Here is a 20,534-nt window from a genome sequence, read left to right on the forward strand (position 1 = left end):
AATGAAAAAAATAAAGATTTTTGGTTTTTTGGCTGCGGGAATGTTACTGCTCACTGCCTGTTCGGGAAGAAAAGATGACCCGAACTTTATCCGTGTAGGAATTACTTACGGTCCGGAACAGGAAATTGCCGAGGTTGCCAAAAAAGTAGCTAAAGAAAAGTACAATCTGGAAGTGGAACTTATTCCTTTTAATGATTATGTAGTTCCCAATGAAGCACTGACTAACGGAGATATTGATGCCAATGCTTTTCAGCATATTCCTTATTTAACAGAACAATCAAAGCAAAGAGGTTACAATCTTGTACCGGTAGGAAATACATTTGTTTATCCTATTGTGGCCTATTCAAAAAGATTAAAAATATCAGTGAATTAAAAGAAGGCAATACGATTGTTATTCCCAATGATCCTACCAATGGAGGACGTTCTTTACTTCTTCTTCAGAAAAGTGGTCTGCTGAAATTGAAAGACGGTGTCGGGCTTCTCCCTAAAGTAACAGATATCACGGAAAATCCGAAACAGCTGAAAATTATGGAAATTGAAGGAGCACAGATTCCAAGGGTTTTGGAAGACAGAGATGTTGTTGTAGGGATCATCAATAACAACTTTGCAGCTCAGGCAGGTTTGGATCAGGAAAAACAAGGAATTCTTGTTGAAGATAAAGACTCTCCTTATGTCAATGTAGTCGTTGCAAGGCAGGACAATAAAAACAGCCAGAAAGTAAAAAACTTTGTAAAAGCATATGAGTCTCCGGAAGTGGAAAAGAAAGCCAAAGAAATCTTCAAAGGAGGTGCTGTGAAAGGATGGGATTGATGAGTTTGAGGGTTTGAGAGTATTAGAGTTGTGAGAGTGTATTCAGAGTTTTGCTTTTCACCCGTTGCCTCCTTTACTTTTTTCGCCATTACCAATACAATATTTAATAATGAGCTGTCTGCAAATAAGCAGACAGTTTTTTATTCGCTAAAATTTTATTTTCTCAATTTGAGATAATAAAGAAATTTTCTTTATTTTTGTTTTCAATCAAAATGAAAGGCATTATGTTAAAGAAAACCGTCATTATAAGTTTATTCACCCTTATTTCTGCTTCTTATATGGCTCAGACCAATACTACCATACCCGTTTATTTAGATGAATCCAAACCTGTAGAACAGCGTATTCAGGATGCATTATCAAGAATGACACTGGAAGAAAAAGTAGCAATGCTTCATGCTCAGTCGAAATTCAGTTCACCGGGTGTTCCAAGATTGGGAATTCCTGAATTCTGGACCACAGATGGCCCTCACGGGGTACGCCCTGAAGTAATGTGGGACGAATGGGATCAGGCCGGATGGACGAACGATTCTATTATCGCCTACCCTGCTCTGACTGCTTTATCCGCAACCTGGAACAAAAAAATGTCATGGAACTATGGGAAAGCATTGGGAGAAGAAGCCCGTTACAGAAAAAAAGATATCCTTCTGGGACCTGGAGTGAATATTTACAGAACTCCACTGAACGGAAGAAACTTTGAATACATGGGTGAAGATCCTTATCTGACCTCAAAAATGGTGGTTCCTTATATTAAAGGGGTACAGTCTAATGGCGTGGCAACTTCTGTGAAACATTTTGCTTTGAACAATCAGGAAATGTTCCGCCATACCAGCAATGTAAATGTAGATGACAGAGCTCTTTATGAAATTTACCTGCCTGCTTTTAAAGCTGCGGTAACAGAAGGAGACTCATGGACGATTATGGGAGCTTATGACATGTACAAAGGCCAGTATGCAAGCCAGAATCAGTATCTTTTAAATGATATTTTAAAGAAAGAATGGAACTATAAAGGCGTAGTAGTATCCGACTGGGGCGCTGTAAACAATACTGAACAGGCCATCCATAACGGGCTTGACCTTGAATTCGGATCATGGACGAACGGACTTTCTGCAGGAACTAAAAATGCTTATGATAATTATTACTTAGCAAAGCCTTATCTTGATTTGATTAAAGCAGGAAAAGTAGGAACCAAAGAACTGGACGATAAAGTAACAAGATTGCTTCGTCTTGCTTATAAAACGACAATGAACCGTAATAAGCCTTTCGGGAATATTGCTTCTGAAGAGCATAAAGCTGTAGCCAAAGAAATTGGAGAAGAAGGAATCGTTTTATTAAAAAATCAGGGGAATGTTCTTCCTATTGATATTAATAAGGCTAAAAAAATAGCCGTTATCGGAGAGAATGCCATTAAAATAATGACCGTTGGTGGTGGTTCTTCATCATTAAAAGTAAAATATGAAACACTTCCTTTAGACGGAATTAAATCCAGATTTGGAAAACAGGCAGACGTACAGTATGCAAGAGGTTATGTAGGTGATATCGGAGGTGAATACAATGGTGTAAAATCCGGACAGGATTTAAAAGACACCCGTTCTGAAGCTGAATTACTGAATGAAGCTGTAGAATTAGCCAAAAAATCAGATTATGTAATTTTTGTGGGGGATTGAATAAAGCAGACTTCCAGGACAGTGAAGGAAACGACAGAAAAAGCTATGGGCTTCCATACAGTCAGGATCAGGTGATTACTGCTCTTGCAAAGGCAAATAAAAATCTTGCTGTAGTTTTAGTTTCCGGAAATGCGGTGGCAATGCCATGGATCAAAGAAGTTCCAACGGTTGTACAGGCTTGGTATCTGGGTTCTGAAGCCGGAAATTCTATTGCTGCAATTTTAGCCGGAGACGCCAATCCTTCAGGAAAACTTCCGTTTACATTTCCTGTAAAGCTTGACGACAACTCAGCACATCGGCTTGGAGAATATCCTGGGCAGAAAGATGAACTGGCAGCAGGGAAAGGTAAAGATCAGAAAAATCCTATCAATATTACATACAACGAAGGCATTTTTGTAGGTTACCGCTGGCATGATACCAAAAATATAAAGCCCCTTTTCAGTTTTGGGCACGGATTGAGCTATACCACTTTTGAATTCGGGAAAGCAAAAGCAGACCAGACGACGATTTCACAGGATGGTAAAATTACATTTACCGTAACCGTTAAAAATACAGGTAAAAAAGCAGGTGCTGAAGTTGCCCAGCTTTACATCAGTGATTTAAAATCAGCTGTTCCACGCCCTGCAAAAGAATTGAAGGGTTTTGAAAAAGTATATCTGAATCCTGGTGAGCAAAAAGAAGTCACTTTCACCATTGATAAAACGGCTTTAAGTTATTTTGATGCTCAAAAGCATGATTGGGTAGCTGAACCGGGAGATTTTGAAGCGCTGATTGGAAATTCTTCAGATGCCATTAAAACGAAAGTGAAATTTACGCTTAAATAAATGGGAAATTCAATTTGAGGATATCCTCTTAAAAAGAATGTTTCACATTATATTAATTTATTTGGTTGAATTAAACAGATCCCGAATTGGGATCTGTTTTTTTATTTTATTGCAGCTTATATTATTTTTTGAACCATTAAGATGGTTTAAGTTTTTAAGGAACACTAAGGTTCAAATAAATTTGAATGAAGTGATCTGCAGAAAAAATATCTAAGATATTTTCTTAATTCTCTTAACAGCGTAATATATTCTTAATGGTTCAAGAATTTGTGAATAGTTTCCCACTTAAAATAAAAAACAGATTTCAATTTGAAACCTGCTTTCATTTTTATCTAACAAATCTTGAGTTATTTTCCACCGCCGCCATTTTTCTCTACGTCGGTTTTTGTGTTTTCTTTTACCTTCTGATTTCCGAAACGTTTCACAAAAGTAAGAGAAACACCATACCAGTCCCATTTTGAGTATTCTCTGAAAGTTCCGTCCGGGCTGTAAGTGGTGTTATCACCATAAGGTCTTTTAAAAATATTCATCAGCTGCATGCTCAGCTCCATCTGTGTTTTCGGGAATATTTTGGTGACTGAAATATTGTGGAATACGTTGGTATTATTCGCATAAGAGTTTCCATTATTCTGGTTCGCAAGCTCTACCCATGCACTTAGGTTAATATTTTTATTGAAAAGATTCGTGTAAGATACGTTTGCGGAAGCTCCCCAATAACTGATATAATCTTTTCCTCCCAGCTTATTTTTCTCATTAAAGTCTTTATTATTAATATAGTACCATCCGAATCCGGCATTTACATTCAGTTTATTTTTCAGGAAGTTCTGATTGGTGTTGGCAAAAAGATAATATTTCTCCACTTTTCCATCGAAGTTTCCGGGTAATGAAACCGTTCTTCCGTTTTCCGTCACATATGTAGTCCAGTAATCCTGATTCGTGTGCATATATCTTGCAGAGATAAAGTACTTTTTCAGAATTCCGAATTTCATATACAATCGGTCATTCGGATTGGGATTCAGATAAAGATTTCCTCTGGAATACGTTCCGTTAATTTCAGGCACGAGGAAAGGATTAAATTCAGAATACCATGGTCTCCAGATAGTTCGGTTATAGGTAAGGCTTAAATCAAACTTCTCTGAAAAGCTGTACTTCAGCAACAAATTGGGAAGAAATGTCCCGTATGCATCTCTTCTCTCCGTACCTGCTACATCCTGTCTTACTTTATAATCAATATATTCATAACGAACCCCGATTCTTGTTTCTAATTTTTTGAAGAATGTTTTGCTGTAGTTGGCATATAAAGAGCTTAAATTGTCTTCATAATGAAAAGTATCATTTCTCGCCAGATTATAAAATTCGGAGTTTACATCCGCCATACTGAATCCATAAAGGCTATTGGGAATAATATGATTGTTAATTTCCGTTTTCCCTCCTACTTCTATGGTACCGCCGGATTTCCCTAAAGGCTGGGTATAATCTACTTTCAGATAATAATTACGCATCTGATTGGAACTGATAACTCCAAGCTGCTGAGCAGAACTCCCGGTCTGATTAATAATCTGCTTATCAATTAAATTATCATTGTCATTGCTGGAATAGTTGGTTCCTAAATTAATATCTAAAATTCTGTTCTTTTCCTTATCATAATACTTGTAAAAAGCATTTGTTCCAAGATTACGGTTGAACCCCCAGATATTTTGAGTCTGATTAAAAGAGTCACCAGGCTCTCCATTATTGAAGATCATTCCATTAGATTCTGCCAGGGACAAATTTCTGCTCTGTGAATACTCCGCTACAAATCCGATATTATTTTTATCATTCAGTTCGAATTCTGAAGTAGAAGAAAGAGACGGACTTTCGTTTCTCATGACGTTCTCCAAATTGAACTGAGTCAGTTTATTTGTAGCATACCGGTTGTCCCATGTTTGAGTCTTTTGTACATAATTTCCACTATTGTAACCTCCAATAAAGGTTTGAGTAAACTTTTTCTTATGGTAATTCAGGTTGAAGTTTGTGTATTGTGAATTTTTGGTACTTTGTCTGTTATTGAGGGAGATGCTCCCTTTTATTCCTTCGTCATCTCTTTTTTTCAGAACAATATTGATCACAGATCCTGAAGTTTCATAACGGGAGGAAGGGCTGGTAATCACCTCAATTTTCATAAGGTTGTCAGCAGGAATTGTTTTAAGATATTCCTTCAGTTCTTTTCCGGTAAAAACAGATTTTCTGTCGTTGATGTATACCGTTACCATTTGCCCTTCGGCTTTTACATCATCATTGTTATCAATACTTACCAAAGGAGTCATTCTCAGGACATCCCATGTTGTATTTCCGGCCAGAATTGCACTGTTGGCTACATTAAATACAGTTCTGTCTATCTTGGATTCTACAGTCGGTTTTCTGGCCACCAGAGTAACCGCTTCTATCTCTTTTGCATTTCCTTTTACAGTATCCTTTGCAGCCGGAGCCGGAGCTTGCTGAGCCATTGCTAATGAACCTGCTAATATTGCTATTGGAAATATAATTACTTTCATGTGAAATTATAGTTTTTCTATAAGACCACTATCTTCATACATTCGTTACATCAAAAAATAAAATAAATACTTAATTCACAGCAAGATACCGAAGTCACTTTTAAACATAAAATTAAAAACAGTATAAATTTCTCAAAAAAGAAACTCAATATAAATCACTTTCGTAATAATTATTCTTAAAAATACTTTTTATCTTCAATTTAAATTTTATTGAAAAATCTTTAAAATTCACCTAAAAAATATGATTTTTTTAATGATTACCCATAAAGCAAACAGATCTTAACCGAATTTTCAAAAGAGGTATGAACAAAAAAGCCCGGATCTCACCCGGGCCGCTAGCAATAGCAAATTTACAAGGAATATTATTAAAATATATGCTAGTTTAAACTTTCAAAATAATGGATAACGCCTACTTCAGGCAGGCGATACGGATCTTTATTAAAGTCAGATTTCTTATTTTTACTGCTTTCCAGAAAAGAATTGCTGAAAAGTGCATAAGAAGGCTGTTCTGCCATTCCGTTTTTCAAAAGCTGATGAGCTTCTACAATTGTTTTTCCATATAATTTTCTGAAGTTTCCAATATTATATTGTGAAAAAGATCCGTAATGAACAATAAACTTAAGAGCCAGATCAATTTTTGTACTTAAACTTTTACTCAATTCTTCTATCTTTCTGTTAAAGGCACTTCTCATCTTCCACAGCATTGTTGAAATACTCTGGTAAGACGGACTTTCATCATAACGGTAAAATAAAATGGCGTCTCCTTCAATCTCGGAAATTTCAAAATACTGATCATTCACATCTATGAGTGTAGACAATAATTGTCGCACAATATACTCGCCTGTATACAGTTTTGTATTGAACACAAATTCCGTAAATCCGCTGAAATCCGGAATTAGAATGATCCCCTCTTGTATATTTGTTTCCATAATGATAGTGAATTAAAAACCTGATTCATCATTACAGACGAAGCAGATTTAATTTTACCTTATGATTTCTGATATAAATTAGGAAGTATCATTTTTTAGGTGTAAAATATATCAAAACCATTAAGAATAGATTTAAGAATAAAGTATAGTTAAGATGAATCATTCTGATTTTTAAGCTTAAAGTGAAACTCATCTTCAACACATTACTCAATAAAAACAATTAATTCTTTATCATAGCCATTATATTTTTCATCAATATAGCCATGAGGATTGCAAATGATTTCTGTTTCTCCGATCTTATATCTGCATGGTGTATGAATATGTCCGTGAATCCAGTACAAAGGTTGATATTCTGAAATTAAATCTTCCAGATCAGAAGCATAAGCCGCTGTTAACGGATCTTCTTTATAATGTTCCGGAACAGATTGTATACTGGGCGCATGATGGGTAACAACAATATTTTTAAGCCCTTTTGAATCTTCAAGACTTTCTATAAGCCATTGTTTTGAAAGCTGATGAATTTTAAAGGTATCTATTGTCTTCATTTTTGAGTAAGAAGGATCTCTTCTGATCATTTTATAGTCATTCATTTTAGGCTGGCACAGCATTCCATACTGAACCGGGTTCCCAAAGATTGAAAAATCCGTCCATAAAGTTGATCCATGAAAACGAATATCATCAATATCCACAAATGAGTTTTCAAGCACATGAACATTAGAATTCAATGCTGCTTCCTTGATCTTATCGAGTGTTTTTGGATATGACCCTTTATAATATTCGTGATTGCCCAAAACATAGATTACAGGTTTATTGGGTATCGCTTTTTTAATCCATTCTATGCCTTTGGTTCCCAAGTTAACATCACCAGCCAGCACAACAATATCTGAACGATCAAAACATAGTTCCGTACTTCCAAATTCCCGGTGAAGATCGCTGATGACCTGTATTTTCATGATATGCAGTAAATGGCAAAGGTAATAAAGGGAAAATAGAATGGCAAGAAGGCAAAAAAAGAACCGGCACCTAAGCACCGATTCTTTCGTCATATAGTTTGTATATTTTTAAGACTATTATGAAACAGCAACTTCTGTGTGCTTCACTTTTACGCTTTTCAATATAAAATAGAATAGCATTCCGAGTGCTAAGAGAGCATAACTGATCAAAATAATCAGATTCAGGCTTCCAACTGATAGTTCTGACGGAAAAACCTGGCTCATTAACGTCATGAAAGACAGCCCGATTCCCGCTCCCAGAAAGTAACTTGTAGAGCTCAAACTTGATGCTAATCCGTAATGTGCAGGCTCAACATCCTGAATTCCCATGACTGAAAGCGCGGTAAAACAAAACGTCATTCCTACTCCGGAAATACATGCTGCTCCCAGTAATACTATTGTTAGCGGATGTCCTGTATAAACGGAAATCAACAGTAATAATCCTCCAGCCAGCATAAATGACCATCCTAAAATACCCATTTGAGAAGAACTCAGACGTTTTGATATTTGTGGCAGAATGAATTTAGCCGTTAAAGCAGACAGGACACTGAACGGAACCAACATTAATCCTGCGGAAGCAGCACTGTGGCCCATATCTTTTTGAAGCATCAGTGAAATAAGAAATAAAAATCCAATAAAAAATGCTCCCAAAGTAAAGAATACAGCATTGGAAACTACCAGAGATTTATGTTTAAACAATTGTAAATCCACCAAAGGCTCAGCAACGGATTTTAAACGGTAATAGACCATTACAAGCAGCACTAAGGCCAACACCAGAGAACCTGTTACTAAGAAAGGCTGCTCTTTGATATGAACCAATTCGTGAGTTCCGTATGTTAAACTTAATAATCCTAATACCATTAATACCCCTGAAACCAAATCTGTTTTCTGCACAGTTTCGTTTTTTTCATCTACAGGCAGGTAATAGCAAGACAGTATAAGCGTAATTAAAAGAATAGGGACATTAATAAGGAAAACCCAATGCCAGCTTAAATAAGTACTGATAATTCCGCCTACTGAAAGACCGCTTCCGGAACCAATAGCCGCAAATGAGCTGAAAATTCCGATGGCACGATTTCTCTCCTGCTCTCCTCTGAAGGTATTGGTCACAATGGATAGTGCTGCTGGCATTACCAATGCGGCTCCCAACCCCTGCAAAGCACGGAATATTGCCAATACTTCAAAATTCTGGGATAATCCTGCCCCTAACGAAGTCAGCATAAAAATCAGGGCTCCCCATAAAAACATTTTCTTCCTTCCGATTTGGTCTGAAAGCTTTCCTCCAATGATCAGAAATCCACCAAAAAACAAAACATACAGGGTTTGTAACCACTGAACCGTTTCTGCCCCAATATGAAACTGCTGCTGAATAGAAGGAATTGTTAAATTAATAATGGCAATATCCAACGCCTCCACAAATGTTCCTACCGATGCTAAAATTAATATTAAATTCTTCCTTGTATCCATGTTTCAAATTTCCTGCAAAATTAAAATTAACAGAACGAATTTGAAAATTTAACCTTAAATTTGGAACAATATTTAAAATATAAAATATATAAAAGAACAAAACACCTGAATTACCAAAAACAATCTATAAAAACAGAACAAAATGGCAACTGAAAATTACATTCCTGACGAAAAAGACCTGTCTATCCTGCGCCTTCTTCAGAAAGATGCAAAGATGAGCGTCCGTGATATTTCGGCGAGAATCAATCTGAGCCCTACTCCTACTCATGAACGCATTAAGCGTATGGAAAAACAGGGAATCATTAAAGAATATACTGCCGTGGTAGACCGCAAAAAGGTCAACAAAGGAATGATGGTAATCTGTATGATCGCTTTGAATGTTCACAATAAGAAAACAGCAGGAAAATTCATTGAGGAAGTTAGTAAACTGAAGGAAGTTGTAGAATTTTACAACATCAGCGGAGATTTTGATTTTATGTTGAAAATCCTTGCTCCCAATATGGATGAATTCCATGAGTTTTTTGTGAATAAACTATCAGAAATTGAGGGAATTGGGCAGACTAAGAGTATTTTTGTGATGAACAGCATTAAGGAAAGTGTGCAGATTGTTTAAGCTAAAAATTCTGCATTGTGATTTCAGAAATGAGTAAGGAATATTACCCATTAGATTTCCATGGGATTTTTCCTATATAAGAATGACAAAAGCCAAATTATTTGGCTTTTGATACAGTTTCATTCTATTATTTTAAGTTATTTCCAGTAATTCCAGACTGATCCGTCAAAAACTGCCAGTGTTTTGCTGGTGGTATCATAGCAGATCATACCCGGATAAGGATTTTTTACATTAAGATGTGGTGTAGCTATTTTGGGAAGGATCATTGCTTTATCCTGAGATTCCAGAACCAATACGCCATCGGCAGCACTTGTCGTTTCTCCCATAATTACTCCTTTACCTGTTTCTGCAGAATTATTTGTAGCAATTGCATTTGAATTTCCGGTATCTGACAAGGACTTCCAGACGTCATTTTCATAGACTTTTACTTTTTTATCTGTAACATCAAAGATGAAGGTTCCGTTTACCAAAGCTCCTGTAGGAAATCCGGATGTGGCAGGAAGAATTAAACCTTTTGTATTTCCGGCTCCATTATCAAAATCCAACACAGTACTTCTTCCATCTATATTCTGCTTGCCAATGCCTATCTGAGCAAAGAATGAGTTAAAAACAACCAAAGCCGCAACTATACTTATATTTTTCATACTATTTACCGGTTAGATTAATCATTACAGCTTTTTTGTACACATTTCCATTCGGTGCCATTATAAAGCTTTACGCATTTGTCCTGAATATCATAAAGAAGCATTCCTTCTTTTGGCTCTGCAATGGCATCTCCAAGCTGTGGTGTCTGACTTACATGCTGAACCCTGGTAATGACAAAACCTTTATTTTTTGATTCCATAGCTAAGAATCCGTTAGGGATATTTTCCGGCCATGCATCACTTTTCTGCTGTACAGTAATTCCGAATTTGGTAAATCCGTCAGGAGTTCCGGAAAGTCCCGGTTTTGTACAGAATCCATCAATATCATCAATAATCACAGGAGCATTCCCACAGCTTGATTTATCTTCAGACAATCCATCGGGCCATAAGGCTGGACACATCGCTTTTGTTGCGTTGGGCCCGCAGAAGCTGGAATTTCCCATTCCTAAACCGGTTACAGATCCCATAGCAATAGCAACAACCTGACTGTCATCACTAATGATGGAAGCTCCTCCCCCTCCACTTACATCTGCTTTTGCAATACAGTAAGCTTTTCCGGTAGGAATTCCGACATATTCAACAGATGGATAAGTGGTAGATTGTTGGGTAAATGTTCCACATATTTCTACAACACTGCTGGTTCCAAGTTCTATAACTGAAGTTGTTCCGGGATAAAAACCACCAAAGGTTGGATCTTCCTGAATAACAGATCCTACAAGGGATAAAAAGGACTTTGTTCCTAATGTAATTTTTGAATTTTTCTGAGATCCGAAAGTTCCTACTTTCACGGTTCCTGTTGCCTTTACACTGGTTCCGTCACCAATCTCCAATACTCCATCAACCTGAATACTGCTAGACTGCAGCTGCCCGGATTGAATAATAAGAGTTGCACCATTTGGGATACTGATATTGGTACTTACGCTAAGGGTTCCGTTAAGACAATAAGTATTTCCGCCTGTCATGGCCTGCCCCGTGTAAGGAATGCACTGAGCGTAGGCTAAAGCGCTAAAAGCAAGCATCAATAAAAAAATCATTTTTTTATTAATATTTAAAAAGAATAGGTTATTCATATACATTTATAATATTTTAACAAATTATCACCGTTTTAATGAAAAATATTTAAATTTTCAACATCATCGACCGACTATTCAACAATTAACATACCAAACAAGTGTTTAACTTTTTGTTAATTAAGAAATTCATACGAACACTATATACTTTTGGAAACCTTCAAAGAAGTCAATAAAATGCTACATTACACTATCTTATATTCAACAGGAATCTCAAAAACCGAAAGACTATTTTTTACATAAAAATTATTATTCTTACCTAATTCTTATCATAGTTTAATAAAAATTTGCGCTTTATTTTAACCAAAACAAATCTTAGCACACGTTGATTTTCTTTATTTTCCCACCGAATAAAACAATAGATAATCTGAATGGCATACCTCAGCTAAAATTCACATTAAAAACCGTAAATTTGCAGCATGAATAACGATACGATATGTGCGCTGGCTACTGCCAATGGAATAGGTGCTTTAGGCATCATCCGGGTTTCTGGAAATGAAGCTTTATCTGTAGTTCAGAAAAGTTTTCCGGCGAAAAAACTGGAAAAACAGAAATCCCATACCATTCATTACGGTTATTTTATGGATGAGGAAGAAGCTATTGATGAAGTAATGCTGTCAATTTTTCTGGCTCCGAAAAGTTTCACCACTGAAAACTCTGTGGAGATCGCTTTTCACGGCTCCCCGCATATCGGAAAACGTATTCTTGAAACACTGATCAAAAATGGAGCGAGAATGGCTAAAGCGGGTGAATTTACACTCCGTGCTTTCATCAATGGAAGAATTGACCTTTCCCAGGCAGAAGCGATTGCTGATGTGATTGCATCTGATAATGAAGCTTCAAGAAAAGTAGCCATTAATCAGCTGAAAGGAGGAATTACCAATGAAATCTCCCTGTTAAGAACTGATCTTCTGAATTTTGTTTCTTTGATTGAGCTGGAACTGGATTTTGCAGAGGAAGATGTAGAGTTTGCAGACAGAAGTGCTTTAAATGGGTTATTGGATAAAATTGAATTAAAATTAAATTCTCTGATTGAAAGTTTCCAATACGGAAATGCCATTAAAAACGGAACTGCCGTTGCCATCATCGGAAAACCGAATGCCGGAAAATCTACCCTCCTGAACTCTCTTTTAAAAGAAGAAAGAGCCATTGTAAGTAATATTGCAGGAACAACGAGAGATACCATTGAAGAGGTTCTTCACATTAAAGGACACGCTTTCCGACTGATTGACACGGCCGGACTTCGTGAAACGGTAGATGAAATTGAAGCAATCGGAGTAAAAAAAGCTAAAGAAAAGGTAGAAAATGCCAATATCCTTGTTTATCTGGCGGATGCTGCTACTAAAGATTTTTCAGAGGATATTGAAATGATTCGGTCCCTTTTGAGAGAAGATCTGAAACTGATTATCTGTGCAACAAAGATAGACGAAGTTATTCCAACCCAATACGAGGCTGTAGAAGACATTTTCAGAAATGCAATTTCTCACGAGTTTGACTTCATTAAGATATCAGCTGTTGAAAATCAAAACATCCAGGACCTGAAAAATGAGCTTTCATCCTATGTGGAACATTTGAAATCTGAAGAAAATAATGTTGTAATTACTAATCAACGCCACTTTGAAGCCTTAAGAAAGTCTATGGATGCTGTTCACAAGGTGAAAGAAGCTATTTCTTTTCAGATTTCTACGGAATTGCTGGCTTATGAGCTGAGAAATGCACTGGAACATCTCGGAGAAATTTCCGGAGAGGTTACCAATGATGAAGTACTGGGGAATATTTTTTCTAAGTTTTGTATCGGAAAGTAGAATATGTTCAGGGAAAGTTTTATTAAAAAAATACAACAAAAGCTAAAAGCACTTTCCTAAATTATTTTGCTGAAAAGATAATGGAAAAGCAGGAAAAAGATACTTCAAATAATTATGGCAATTGGTTTTCAGCACTTCAGCATCTAAAAAAATCATTCCCAAAAACACTATTTTTGATGAAATGGATGAAGATTTGATCAAAAAGTTCGGCACTATTTCAATAATGTGTCCCGGACAAAAAGTGACTTACCTTTTTCCCAAAACTCAAAATATTCATATTTCAGCAAATTTAAATCAGCTTTAAGAAACGCATTTGATGAGAAATATTGATCTATAAACTATGCTTCGAAAATCAAGTCTTTCGAGTAAGCCAAAAACTATAGAGAATATTTAACTTTTGAGGAGTTGCAATCTTTAGCGAAAGCAGACTGTAAATATAATGTTCTAAAAAGGACATTTCTATTTTCTTGCCTATCTGGTCTTCAATGGTCAGATATTAATACATTAGTTTGGAATGAAGTAAAAGATGAAGGTGAGATTTCGAAAATAAATTACCGTCAGGAAAAAACTGAGGGTGTAGAATATCTTTATATTTCTGCTCAAGCGAGGGAATTATTAGGTATCAAAAACATTCAATTTTACAAGATTTAAAATGTCTGTCCTTTATCGGTTTTGTGTTTTTAACAATGTTTATTTCATGGAAAATTTCACCTATTATTGAATTATTCTTAAACAATTTGTTTAAATTAAATTTAAAAATAAAAAGTTTGGCTTTGTATTTGAATTTTTCAAATACACTTAAATTACATGTATTTTATAAAGTACATTTTAAGTTATAATAAAAAAGCCGTTAATGCTATGAAGAAAAATATTGATCCTATTAATATTGAACAACTTTTTGATTTTTTTTCTAAAAAAGGAGATTTGGACAATAATTACTACGATTTTTTCGAAGATACAATAAACAGTGCAGAAAATTTTGCCATAGGTCCCTTCTTTTGGTTCATTACAAACAATATCAAAATGAGGACGGAGGTTGTAAGTCCAAACATAAAGCAATTTACTCCTTTTACCAAAAATGACTGGATCAACTCTGATACCAATTTTTTCATGAGCCTTTTCCATCCGGATGACAGACCACAGATTATGGGAGCCTTCGTGTTTAGCGCAACAATGCGGTTAAATCTCTTAAGGTCAGGAAAAAAAGGTATTCGATTCAATTATTACGGCAGGATGCTTGATTCAAACGGTGCTTACCGTTGGATATTATTGCAATCTCCGCTACAGCGCATAAACGATAATTTTGAAATTCAGTCTTCCCTAGTCTTAGTATATGATCTCTCCCATTTTGTGATTCAAAGTCTGCCATTATTATCAGTTATTGATATGTCTAATAAGGAGGTGCATTATTTCAGACATGTGAATCAGGATGTACACAAAGAAATAGATGTTGACATCCCTGCTATTACTGCTCGCGAAAAAGAGATACTAAAGCTGATGGCCCTGGGACTGAATACTCCGCAAATAGCAGAAAAGCTTTTTATATCCTATCATACGGTGGAAAATCACAAAAGCAATCTCAGAAAGAAAACCAATACTAAAACCTCTGCAGAGCTTATCGCTTTTACCATGAAGTACAGTCTGCTCATGGTATGAGATTAGCTGTGTCTCTTAAATTTCATGTGTAAGGTATTGTCACTTTTAAAGTGGCTGGGTTCCCAGATCCTTATTCAAATCATATTTACAATAAACTTATTTAGAAAGTAAAAATGATTTATATCCACTATAATTATATTGCTTCTATTTTTATAATTTACCCATGTAAAAAATTAATGTAATATTTAATGAAACAAGGTAAAATAAAAAACAACATAATAGATCTTCGCAGCGACACCTTAACAACGCCTACTGAGGAGATGGTGCTGTTTATGAACAAGGCACCCTTAGGAGATGATGTATATAAAGAAGACCCCACGGTGGCACTGTTGGAAAAAAAGGTAGCTGAGATGTTTGGAATGGAGGCTGCTCTGTTTTGTGTAAGTGGTACAATGTCAAATCAGCTGGCCATAAAAGCCCACACTAGTCCAGGAGACGAGGTGATATGTGACCGTTCTTCGCATATTTATTTATATGAAGGCGGAGGCATTGCCGTCAATGCATTATGTTCGGTCAAGCTCATCGATGGGGATTCTGGACGTATTGCTCCACATCAAGTGAAAGAATCAATTAATAACCCGTCTGATGTACACCAACCGATCAGCCGATTGGTGTCATTGGAAAACACAACCAATAGAGGAGGTGGTGCTTTTTATGATTTCGAAGATATACGGAAAATAAAAAAGGTCTGTGAAGAAAATGGGCTGATACTGCACCTGGATGGTGCTAGGCTCTTCAATGCCATATCAGAAACACCACAGTCTCCCAAGGATTATGGAGAGGTTTTCGACAGCATTTCAATTTGTCTGTCAAAGGGGCTGGGCTCACCTATTGGGTCAGTGATCATTGGCAAAAGATCATTTATTGATAAGACCCGTCGTTTCAGAAAATTGATGGGCGGGGGATGGCGGCAAGCAGGATCGCTTGCGGCAGCTGGGATCTATGCTCTCGATCATCATATCCCTTTATTGAAAGAAGATCACCGGCGGGCAAAACAGATTGGTGAAATATTAAAAAAAAGCGGATATGCCGAAGAAGTAATGCCCATTTCTACCAATATTATCATGATAACCCCAAGGAACTGTAATGCTATAGATTTTGTGGCAAAAATGAAAGATAAGAATATACTGTGCACTGCATTTGGAGATCGGTTGGTACGATTTGTCACCTACCTACAAATAACAGATTCTGATATAGAGGAGTTTAAGAGAAGAATGGTAGGGTGTTCTTCTTAATAAAAGCTGTTTACACTTTATAGAGGAAGCTAAATAATACAGGCTTATCTATGTGATATGTAACGTTTCAAATATAACCAATTACACTCTGAACATATCTAACTAAGCATTAGCTTTCTCTATTTACTATATTATTTTTTTATCTAAACAATATCTTTTCCCATATTACTATGGTGAAGATTTGCATTATCTCTTTTCCTCTAAAAAATCTCTCCATTTTTATAATTAAATCCAGGATCTGTGTTATAAATGATCTTTATAATCTAGTCTACTTTCCCGAATAGTAGCTAAAATTATTTATCCCTGAATATCACATAGAAAAAATAGTATTGGTTGAGAAATTATTTATTCCCTTATAGTCTGCAAATCATACTGTCTTATTCTTAGATGAAGGGTCTTTCTATGATTTTATAAGTAATAATGTACTAAGCTGATCATTAAAAAGCTTGGGTGATATATTGGTTTCTGTTTTTCTTTCTATGACTTCATTAGTTGTTAATAGTAAGATTTTGATGTCTAGATGACAATTCAGTCAAAAATTTATTAGATATCAATATTTTCTATATATCAAAAAAAGTTTATCAGCTGTAATTTCTCCATCATTAATATCCATTTTTTTTCAGTTGAGTTTCTTTATTACAAAAATTATTAGAACAACTGGTTAAAATAAATAATGGAAATCTATCATTTTATATTTCTATGGCATTAGCTTACTTTGTCTTGTTGATGGTTGGAAATATCAGTCCTTTTTTTATTACCAATTTTTTGCTGTAGTTCGTGGACTGGTCTGCTGAACAAATGAAAGACACAAATAAACAATGGAGAAATTAAATTATATTGATAGTGATGCTTTTATTCGTTTTTTTAAAATAGAAGAAGAGGGACACGGCATAGATTATTACAAGATTTTTGCTAAGGAAATAGATAGGATAAAGGACTTTGCAATTGCACCGTATTTCTGGCACATATCTAATAATTACAACTTAAACCTGGAGCGGGTGAGTGATAATATTGATGAGTTTACACCCTATACCAAACAAGACTGGCTCAAGCAGGACTTTGATTTTTTTAGTGAACTTTATTATCGTGATGACAGAGTCTTTTTAAGGTCGGCCATTCACTTTATAGCAACTACCTACCTTAGTATGGATGTAGTATACAGAGAGGGTATTAGATTTAGTATTCAGGTCCGTATGCTCAATAAGGCCGGAACTTATCGCTGGGTGCTGATGCAGTTCGCACAGCCGGTTATCAACGGAAATCAGCAAATTGAAAGTGCCCTTACAATATTTTATGATCTTAATGGAATGCAAATTAGAGATACCCCACTGCTCTCAATGATGGATCATAATATCAACAAAGTCACCCATTATATCTATACAGAGCAGCAAATCCAACCTGTGCAGATCAGTCCACTGATCCTTACCAAAAGAGAGAAAGAAATAATGACCTTGATATTTAAGGGTTACAATACACCGCAAATCGCAAAGGCATTATTCATTTCTTACCATACCGTAGAGAATCATAAGCGTAATCTGAGACAAAAGACCAATACCAAAACTACCGGGGAGTTGGTAGCATTTACTATGACACACCTTGGCGGAGACCTGAAGGGTTAATCGTTGTGCGATTTTAATTTTGATATTCCCGAACTTTACAAGTAATAACAACCAACTAATTATCATATGCCAGAAAAGGCCGTCCCATAATTGTGGAACGGCCTTTTATATGTTGGATTTATAACTCATATTTGTAGTGTTTTACAAATAGATTAGCAGGAGTGGGTCTTTATTTTTCATGCTTTAAGAAGCCATATAAATCCTGTGCCTATAATATCTAAACTTGTGATAAAAGAGCGATATATTGTTTAATATTTTTCAAATAAAAGTCAAAGTTCGTCTATTGATAGAGGTATTCATTTTCAATCGATTTGAAAATAGCAGGTATCAATTATTTAAAGTTTTAAAAAGAATAATCGACAGTATGCTAACGATAAAATTTTTGACCTGATTTATAAAAAACACAGCAACATCAACAATTAGTCAGTGATAATTATTTTGTGCATTTACTAAGAAATTGTCAGGATGAATTTTAGCAAAAAACACCAAAGATTAATCTCTGGTGTTTTTTTTAAATGCAGATATAGCTCTGTAAACATTTTAATTTACTATTCTAAGTTTTTACTATAGCTTATTAGTGTACCTCCATAAATTTATCATGATTTTAAAATAAATGTATATAAATTTATAAGTAAAAAAATTCTAAAACTTTTCCATTACCAAGTTATATAACCTTTCTTGGCCGGCAATATCAGAATTTTTGGTAACATAGCATGTCACTCTGTATAGATCAAGGGAGCCTGGAATAGAAAATGTCAGGATATTTTTCTCATCTATATTCAAAGTTCCATTTCCCACAACTTGCCAATTATTGTAGTTTGCTGGTGTAAAGTTTAGTGTTGCTACTGATCCCTGAGTTCCACCAGAATTGTATGTTTCATCATCTAATACAACTACAGAAATATTTGATGCGGGCGGGGAAATCAATCGTAATTGCGGATAATTATACTGTGTATTGTTACCATTAAGAGGAAAAATCCTTACCTCTACAGCTCCTGCTGTTATGGTTTTAGTGCCATCAGCCATGGTAGCAAAATACTGGTTTTTAAGAATTGTTGAGCCTGTGGTATTAGTATCACCAACAGTCTGTGGGGTCAGGGTAGTTCTATGCAGTACACCATTTGAATCCGCAGATAAAATGTATTCTGTATTTTGCCCGGTGATCATTGTTCGAACTCTTAAATCTCCATTGATGTCAGTTTTATTAGTCGGTGAATCAATTCCAATACCTACATTACCTGTATCCAGTATCACCATTTCTGTTCCTAGAGGTCTTGCTGTAGATCCGTCAGATTGAGAATTTAATTTAACTCTTGTGTTTACAGCATCATTAATCCAGGCATCATTGGTGGTATCTTCTGCTTTAGCATTCCCAAAACCAACCCATGCAGCGCCATTCCAATAATAGAATCCTTTCTTGAAAATTCCACTATCTGCTATGAGATAAACCAATTGTCCATTTATAGAACCACTAGCCGATAAATCATTCACCCTTGGAACAAGTACTCCGTCTTTAGAAGTCACCGCTCCCAAATGATTTTTAGCCCTAACATCTAATGTTGCTTCAGGTGATGGTGTATTAATCCCAACTTGGGATAATAGCATATTGCCAACAAAAAGCAATATAATGTTTAATTTTAACTTTTTCATCCTTGAATATATATGTTTATAAAATTTTTTAATTGTAATTGATCACTATATAATATACAGTAATTAATTGCACACGTAAAGAAACAGTAGTTGATAAATTATTTATCCTTGGAACAAGTACTTGATTTTTAGAATTTGCAGTACCCAATTAATTTTTAGCCTAGGTATCTAAATTTGATTATATAAATTCTTAATTAGAAGAATATTACATTGCCAACAAAAAGAGATACAGTTCTTAAGTTACATTTTTAATCACCTATGTGTTTCATAATACTTTTCACAAAACTATTGATATTCAGTCACCTAAGAAATAGTAGATATCTGCTATTTCTTAGGTGATTATGAGAAAATAGCATACTATTTATTACACTAATAATCAGTGTTACTGTAGAATAAAATAAATTAAAATAAAAATAAATATGAAAATATCATATGAAAATTAAAAATTAGCATAAAATATGAAATTTTCTCTATATCTCGAGAATAAAAAAGTTGAAAGAAATAAGTCAATCGAAATTCCGGTAAAGACTGTTAAATCAATATTATCCTATCTAAAAGAATTTGAGAATAAAAATGAATTCACAGATAAAAATGTCAATCTTATCTACCCTATAGTAATGGTTAAAGTTTAGGTGTTGATGATAGAGCGATAAAAGAATATATCAAAATTACAACTTCCGAAATTATAAAATGAAGAAAATAGGTTTCATTATTGTAAGCAATTCGTTTAAAGCAAATTTTGATAGTTTCATCAATGAGATCTCTTGGAATACAGATAAAAAATGTTTCAATTTATTAAGCTCAGAAGCGTTATTATATTTTTTAGCTTACAAAACAAAAGATCATATATAACCTTCAACAATTATAGAAACCTTAATTAGTCTAGGTAATCCAATTGAGGCTAAAGATATTATTCAAGAGATAGTACTACTTATGTACCCTTCTATCTTAAAAATATGTACAAAAGTACCTCTCAAAAATTACACGATGAAAAAAAAGCTTATAACAAAAAAAGCTAAAAG

At 35.1% G+C, this 20,534-nt stretch carries 14 protein-coding genes and 2 pseudogenes; 9 read left to right on the top strand and 7 right to left on the bottom strand.

Translation table 11 applies throughout. The features are described 5' to 3' along the window. Position 1 precedes the first annotated feature (1 nt). Both metQ and CLU97_RS13585 read left to right on the top strand, forming a co-directional pair. Positions 2-810, top strand: a pseudogene (gene metQ, locus CLU97_RS13580) (methionine ABC transporter substrate-binding lipoprotein MetQ). 224 nt (positions 811-1,034) lie between these two features. Further along, positions 1,035-3,298, top strand: a pseudogene (locus CLU97_RS13585) (glycoside hydrolase family 3 C-terminal domain-containing protein). Between the two features lie 347 nt (positions 3,299-3,645). Here the strand turns inward: CLU97_RS13585 and CLU97_RS13590 are convergent. The 4 genes from CLU97_RS13590 to CLU97_RS13605 all read right to left on the bottom strand — a co-directional run bounded on the left by CLU97_RS13590 (position 3,646) and on the right by CLU97_RS13605 (position 9,220). Continuing rightward, entirely contained in the window at positions 3,646-5,832 is a 2,187-nt protein-coding gene (locus CLU97_RS13590) for an outer membrane beta-barrel family protein (protein ID WP_121488405.1), read from the bottom strand. A 377-nt stretch (positions 5,833-6,209) separates the two neighbouring features. Further along, on the bottom strand, positions 6,210-6,761 hold the full coding sequence (locus CLU97_RS13595; RefSeq protein ID WP_121488406.1) for a DUF2652 domain-containing protein: 552 nt from the start codon (positions 6,759-6,761) through the stop codon (positions 6,210-6,212). 203 nt (positions 6,762-6,964) lie between these two features. After that, on the bottom strand, positions 6,965-7,714 hold the full coding sequence (locus CLU97_RS13600; protein WP_121488407.1) for a metallophosphoesterase: 750 nt from the start codon (positions 7,712-7,714) through the stop codon (positions 6,965-6,967). Positions 7,715-7,831: 117 nt separating this feature from the next. Continuing rightward, on the bottom strand, positions 7,832-9,220 hold the full coding sequence (locus CLU97_RS13605) for an MFS transporter (RefSeq protein WP_121488408.1): 1,389 nt from the start codon (positions 9,218-9,220) through the stop codon (positions 7,832-7,834). Positions 9,221-9,362: 142 nt separating this feature from the next. On the opposite strand from CLU97_RS13605, the gene CLU97_RS13610 reads away from it, so the two are divergent. After that, positions 9,363-9,833: an Lrp/AsnC family transcriptional regulator gene (locus tag CLU97_RS13610; RefSeq protein WP_121488409.1), complete on the top strand. Its 471-nt coding sequence runs from the start codon at positions 9,363-9,365 to the stop codon at positions 9,831-9,833. Between the two features lie 137 nt (positions 9,834-9,970). On the opposite strand, the gene CLU97_RS13615 is transcribed toward CLU97_RS13610, so the two are convergent. Together CLU97_RS13615 and CLU97_RS13620 are read right to left on the bottom strand one after the other, a co-directional pair. Then, complete coding sequence (locus CLU97_RS13615) at positions 9,971-10,477, bottom strand: hypothetical protein (RefSeq protein ID WP_121488410.1); 507 nt, start codon at positions 10,475-10,477, stop codon at positions 9,971-9,973. A gap of 17 nt (positions 10,478-10,494) precedes the next feature. Beyond that, positions 10,495-11,511 (bottom strand): hypothetical protein, encoded by a 1,017-nt coding sequence (locus CLU97_RS13620; protein ID WP_147436486.1) that lies wholly within the window; start codon positions 11,509-11,511, stop codon positions 10,495-10,497. Positions 11,512-11,966: 455 nt separating this feature from the next. Between CLU97_RS13620 and mnmE the strand changes: the two genes are divergently transcribed. From mnmE to CLU97_RS13650, 6 genes are all read left to right on the top strand, one after another. Beyond that, on the top strand, positions 11,967-13,352 hold the full coding sequence (gene mnmE, locus CLU97_RS13625) for a tRNA uridine-5-carboxymethylaminomethyl(34) synthesis GTPase MnmE (RefSeq protein WP_121488412.1): 1,386 nt from the start codon (positions 11,967-11,969) through the stop codon (positions 13,350-13,352). An 80-nt stretch (positions 13,353-13,432) separates the two neighbouring features. Further along, positions 13,433-13,549, top strand: coding sequence for a hypothetical protein (locus CLU97_RS24380; RefSeq protein ID WP_121488413.1), 117 nt, complete (start codon positions 13,433-13,435; stop codon positions 13,547-13,549). A 28-nt stretch (positions 13,550-13,577) separates the two neighbouring features. After that, entirely contained in the window at positions 13,578-13,682 is a 105-nt protein-coding gene (locus CLU97_RS24385; RefSeq protein ID WP_410493383.1) for a hypothetical protein, read from the top strand. A gap of 528 nt (positions 13,683-14,210) precedes the next feature. Then, positions 14,211-15,008, top strand: a complete 798-nt coding sequence (locus CLU97_RS13640; protein ID WP_121489746.1) for a LuxR C-terminal-related transcriptional regulator — start codon at positions 14,211-14,213, stop codon at positions 15,006-15,008. A 188-nt stretch (positions 15,009-15,196) separates the two neighbouring features. Then, a complete protein-coding gene (locus CLU97_RS13645; RefSeq protein WP_121488415.1) occupies positions 15,197-16,243 on the top strand; it encodes a threonine aldolase family protein in 1,047 nt (348 codons plus the stop codon). A 998-nt stretch (positions 16,244-17,241) separates the two neighbouring features. Next, positions 17,242-17,862: a LuxR C-terminal-related transcriptional regulator gene (locus CLU97_RS13650; RefSeq protein WP_183084570.1), complete on the top strand. Its 621-nt coding sequence runs from the start codon at positions 17,242-17,244 to the stop codon at positions 17,860-17,862. A 642-nt stretch (positions 17,863-18,504) separates the two neighbouring features. Here CLU97_RS13650 and CLU97_RS13655 read toward each other — a convergent pair. Then, on the bottom strand, positions 18,505-19,467 hold the full coding sequence (locus tag CLU97_RS13655; RefSeq protein WP_147436487.1) for a hypothetical protein: 963 nt from the start codon (positions 19,465-19,467) through the stop codon (positions 18,505-18,507). Positions 19,468-20,534 lie beyond the last annotated feature (1,067 nt).

The organism is Chryseobacterium sp. 7, assembly GCF_003663845.1.
GTDB lineage: Bacteria > Bacteroidota > Bacteroidia > Flavobacteriales > Weeksellaceae > Chryseobacterium.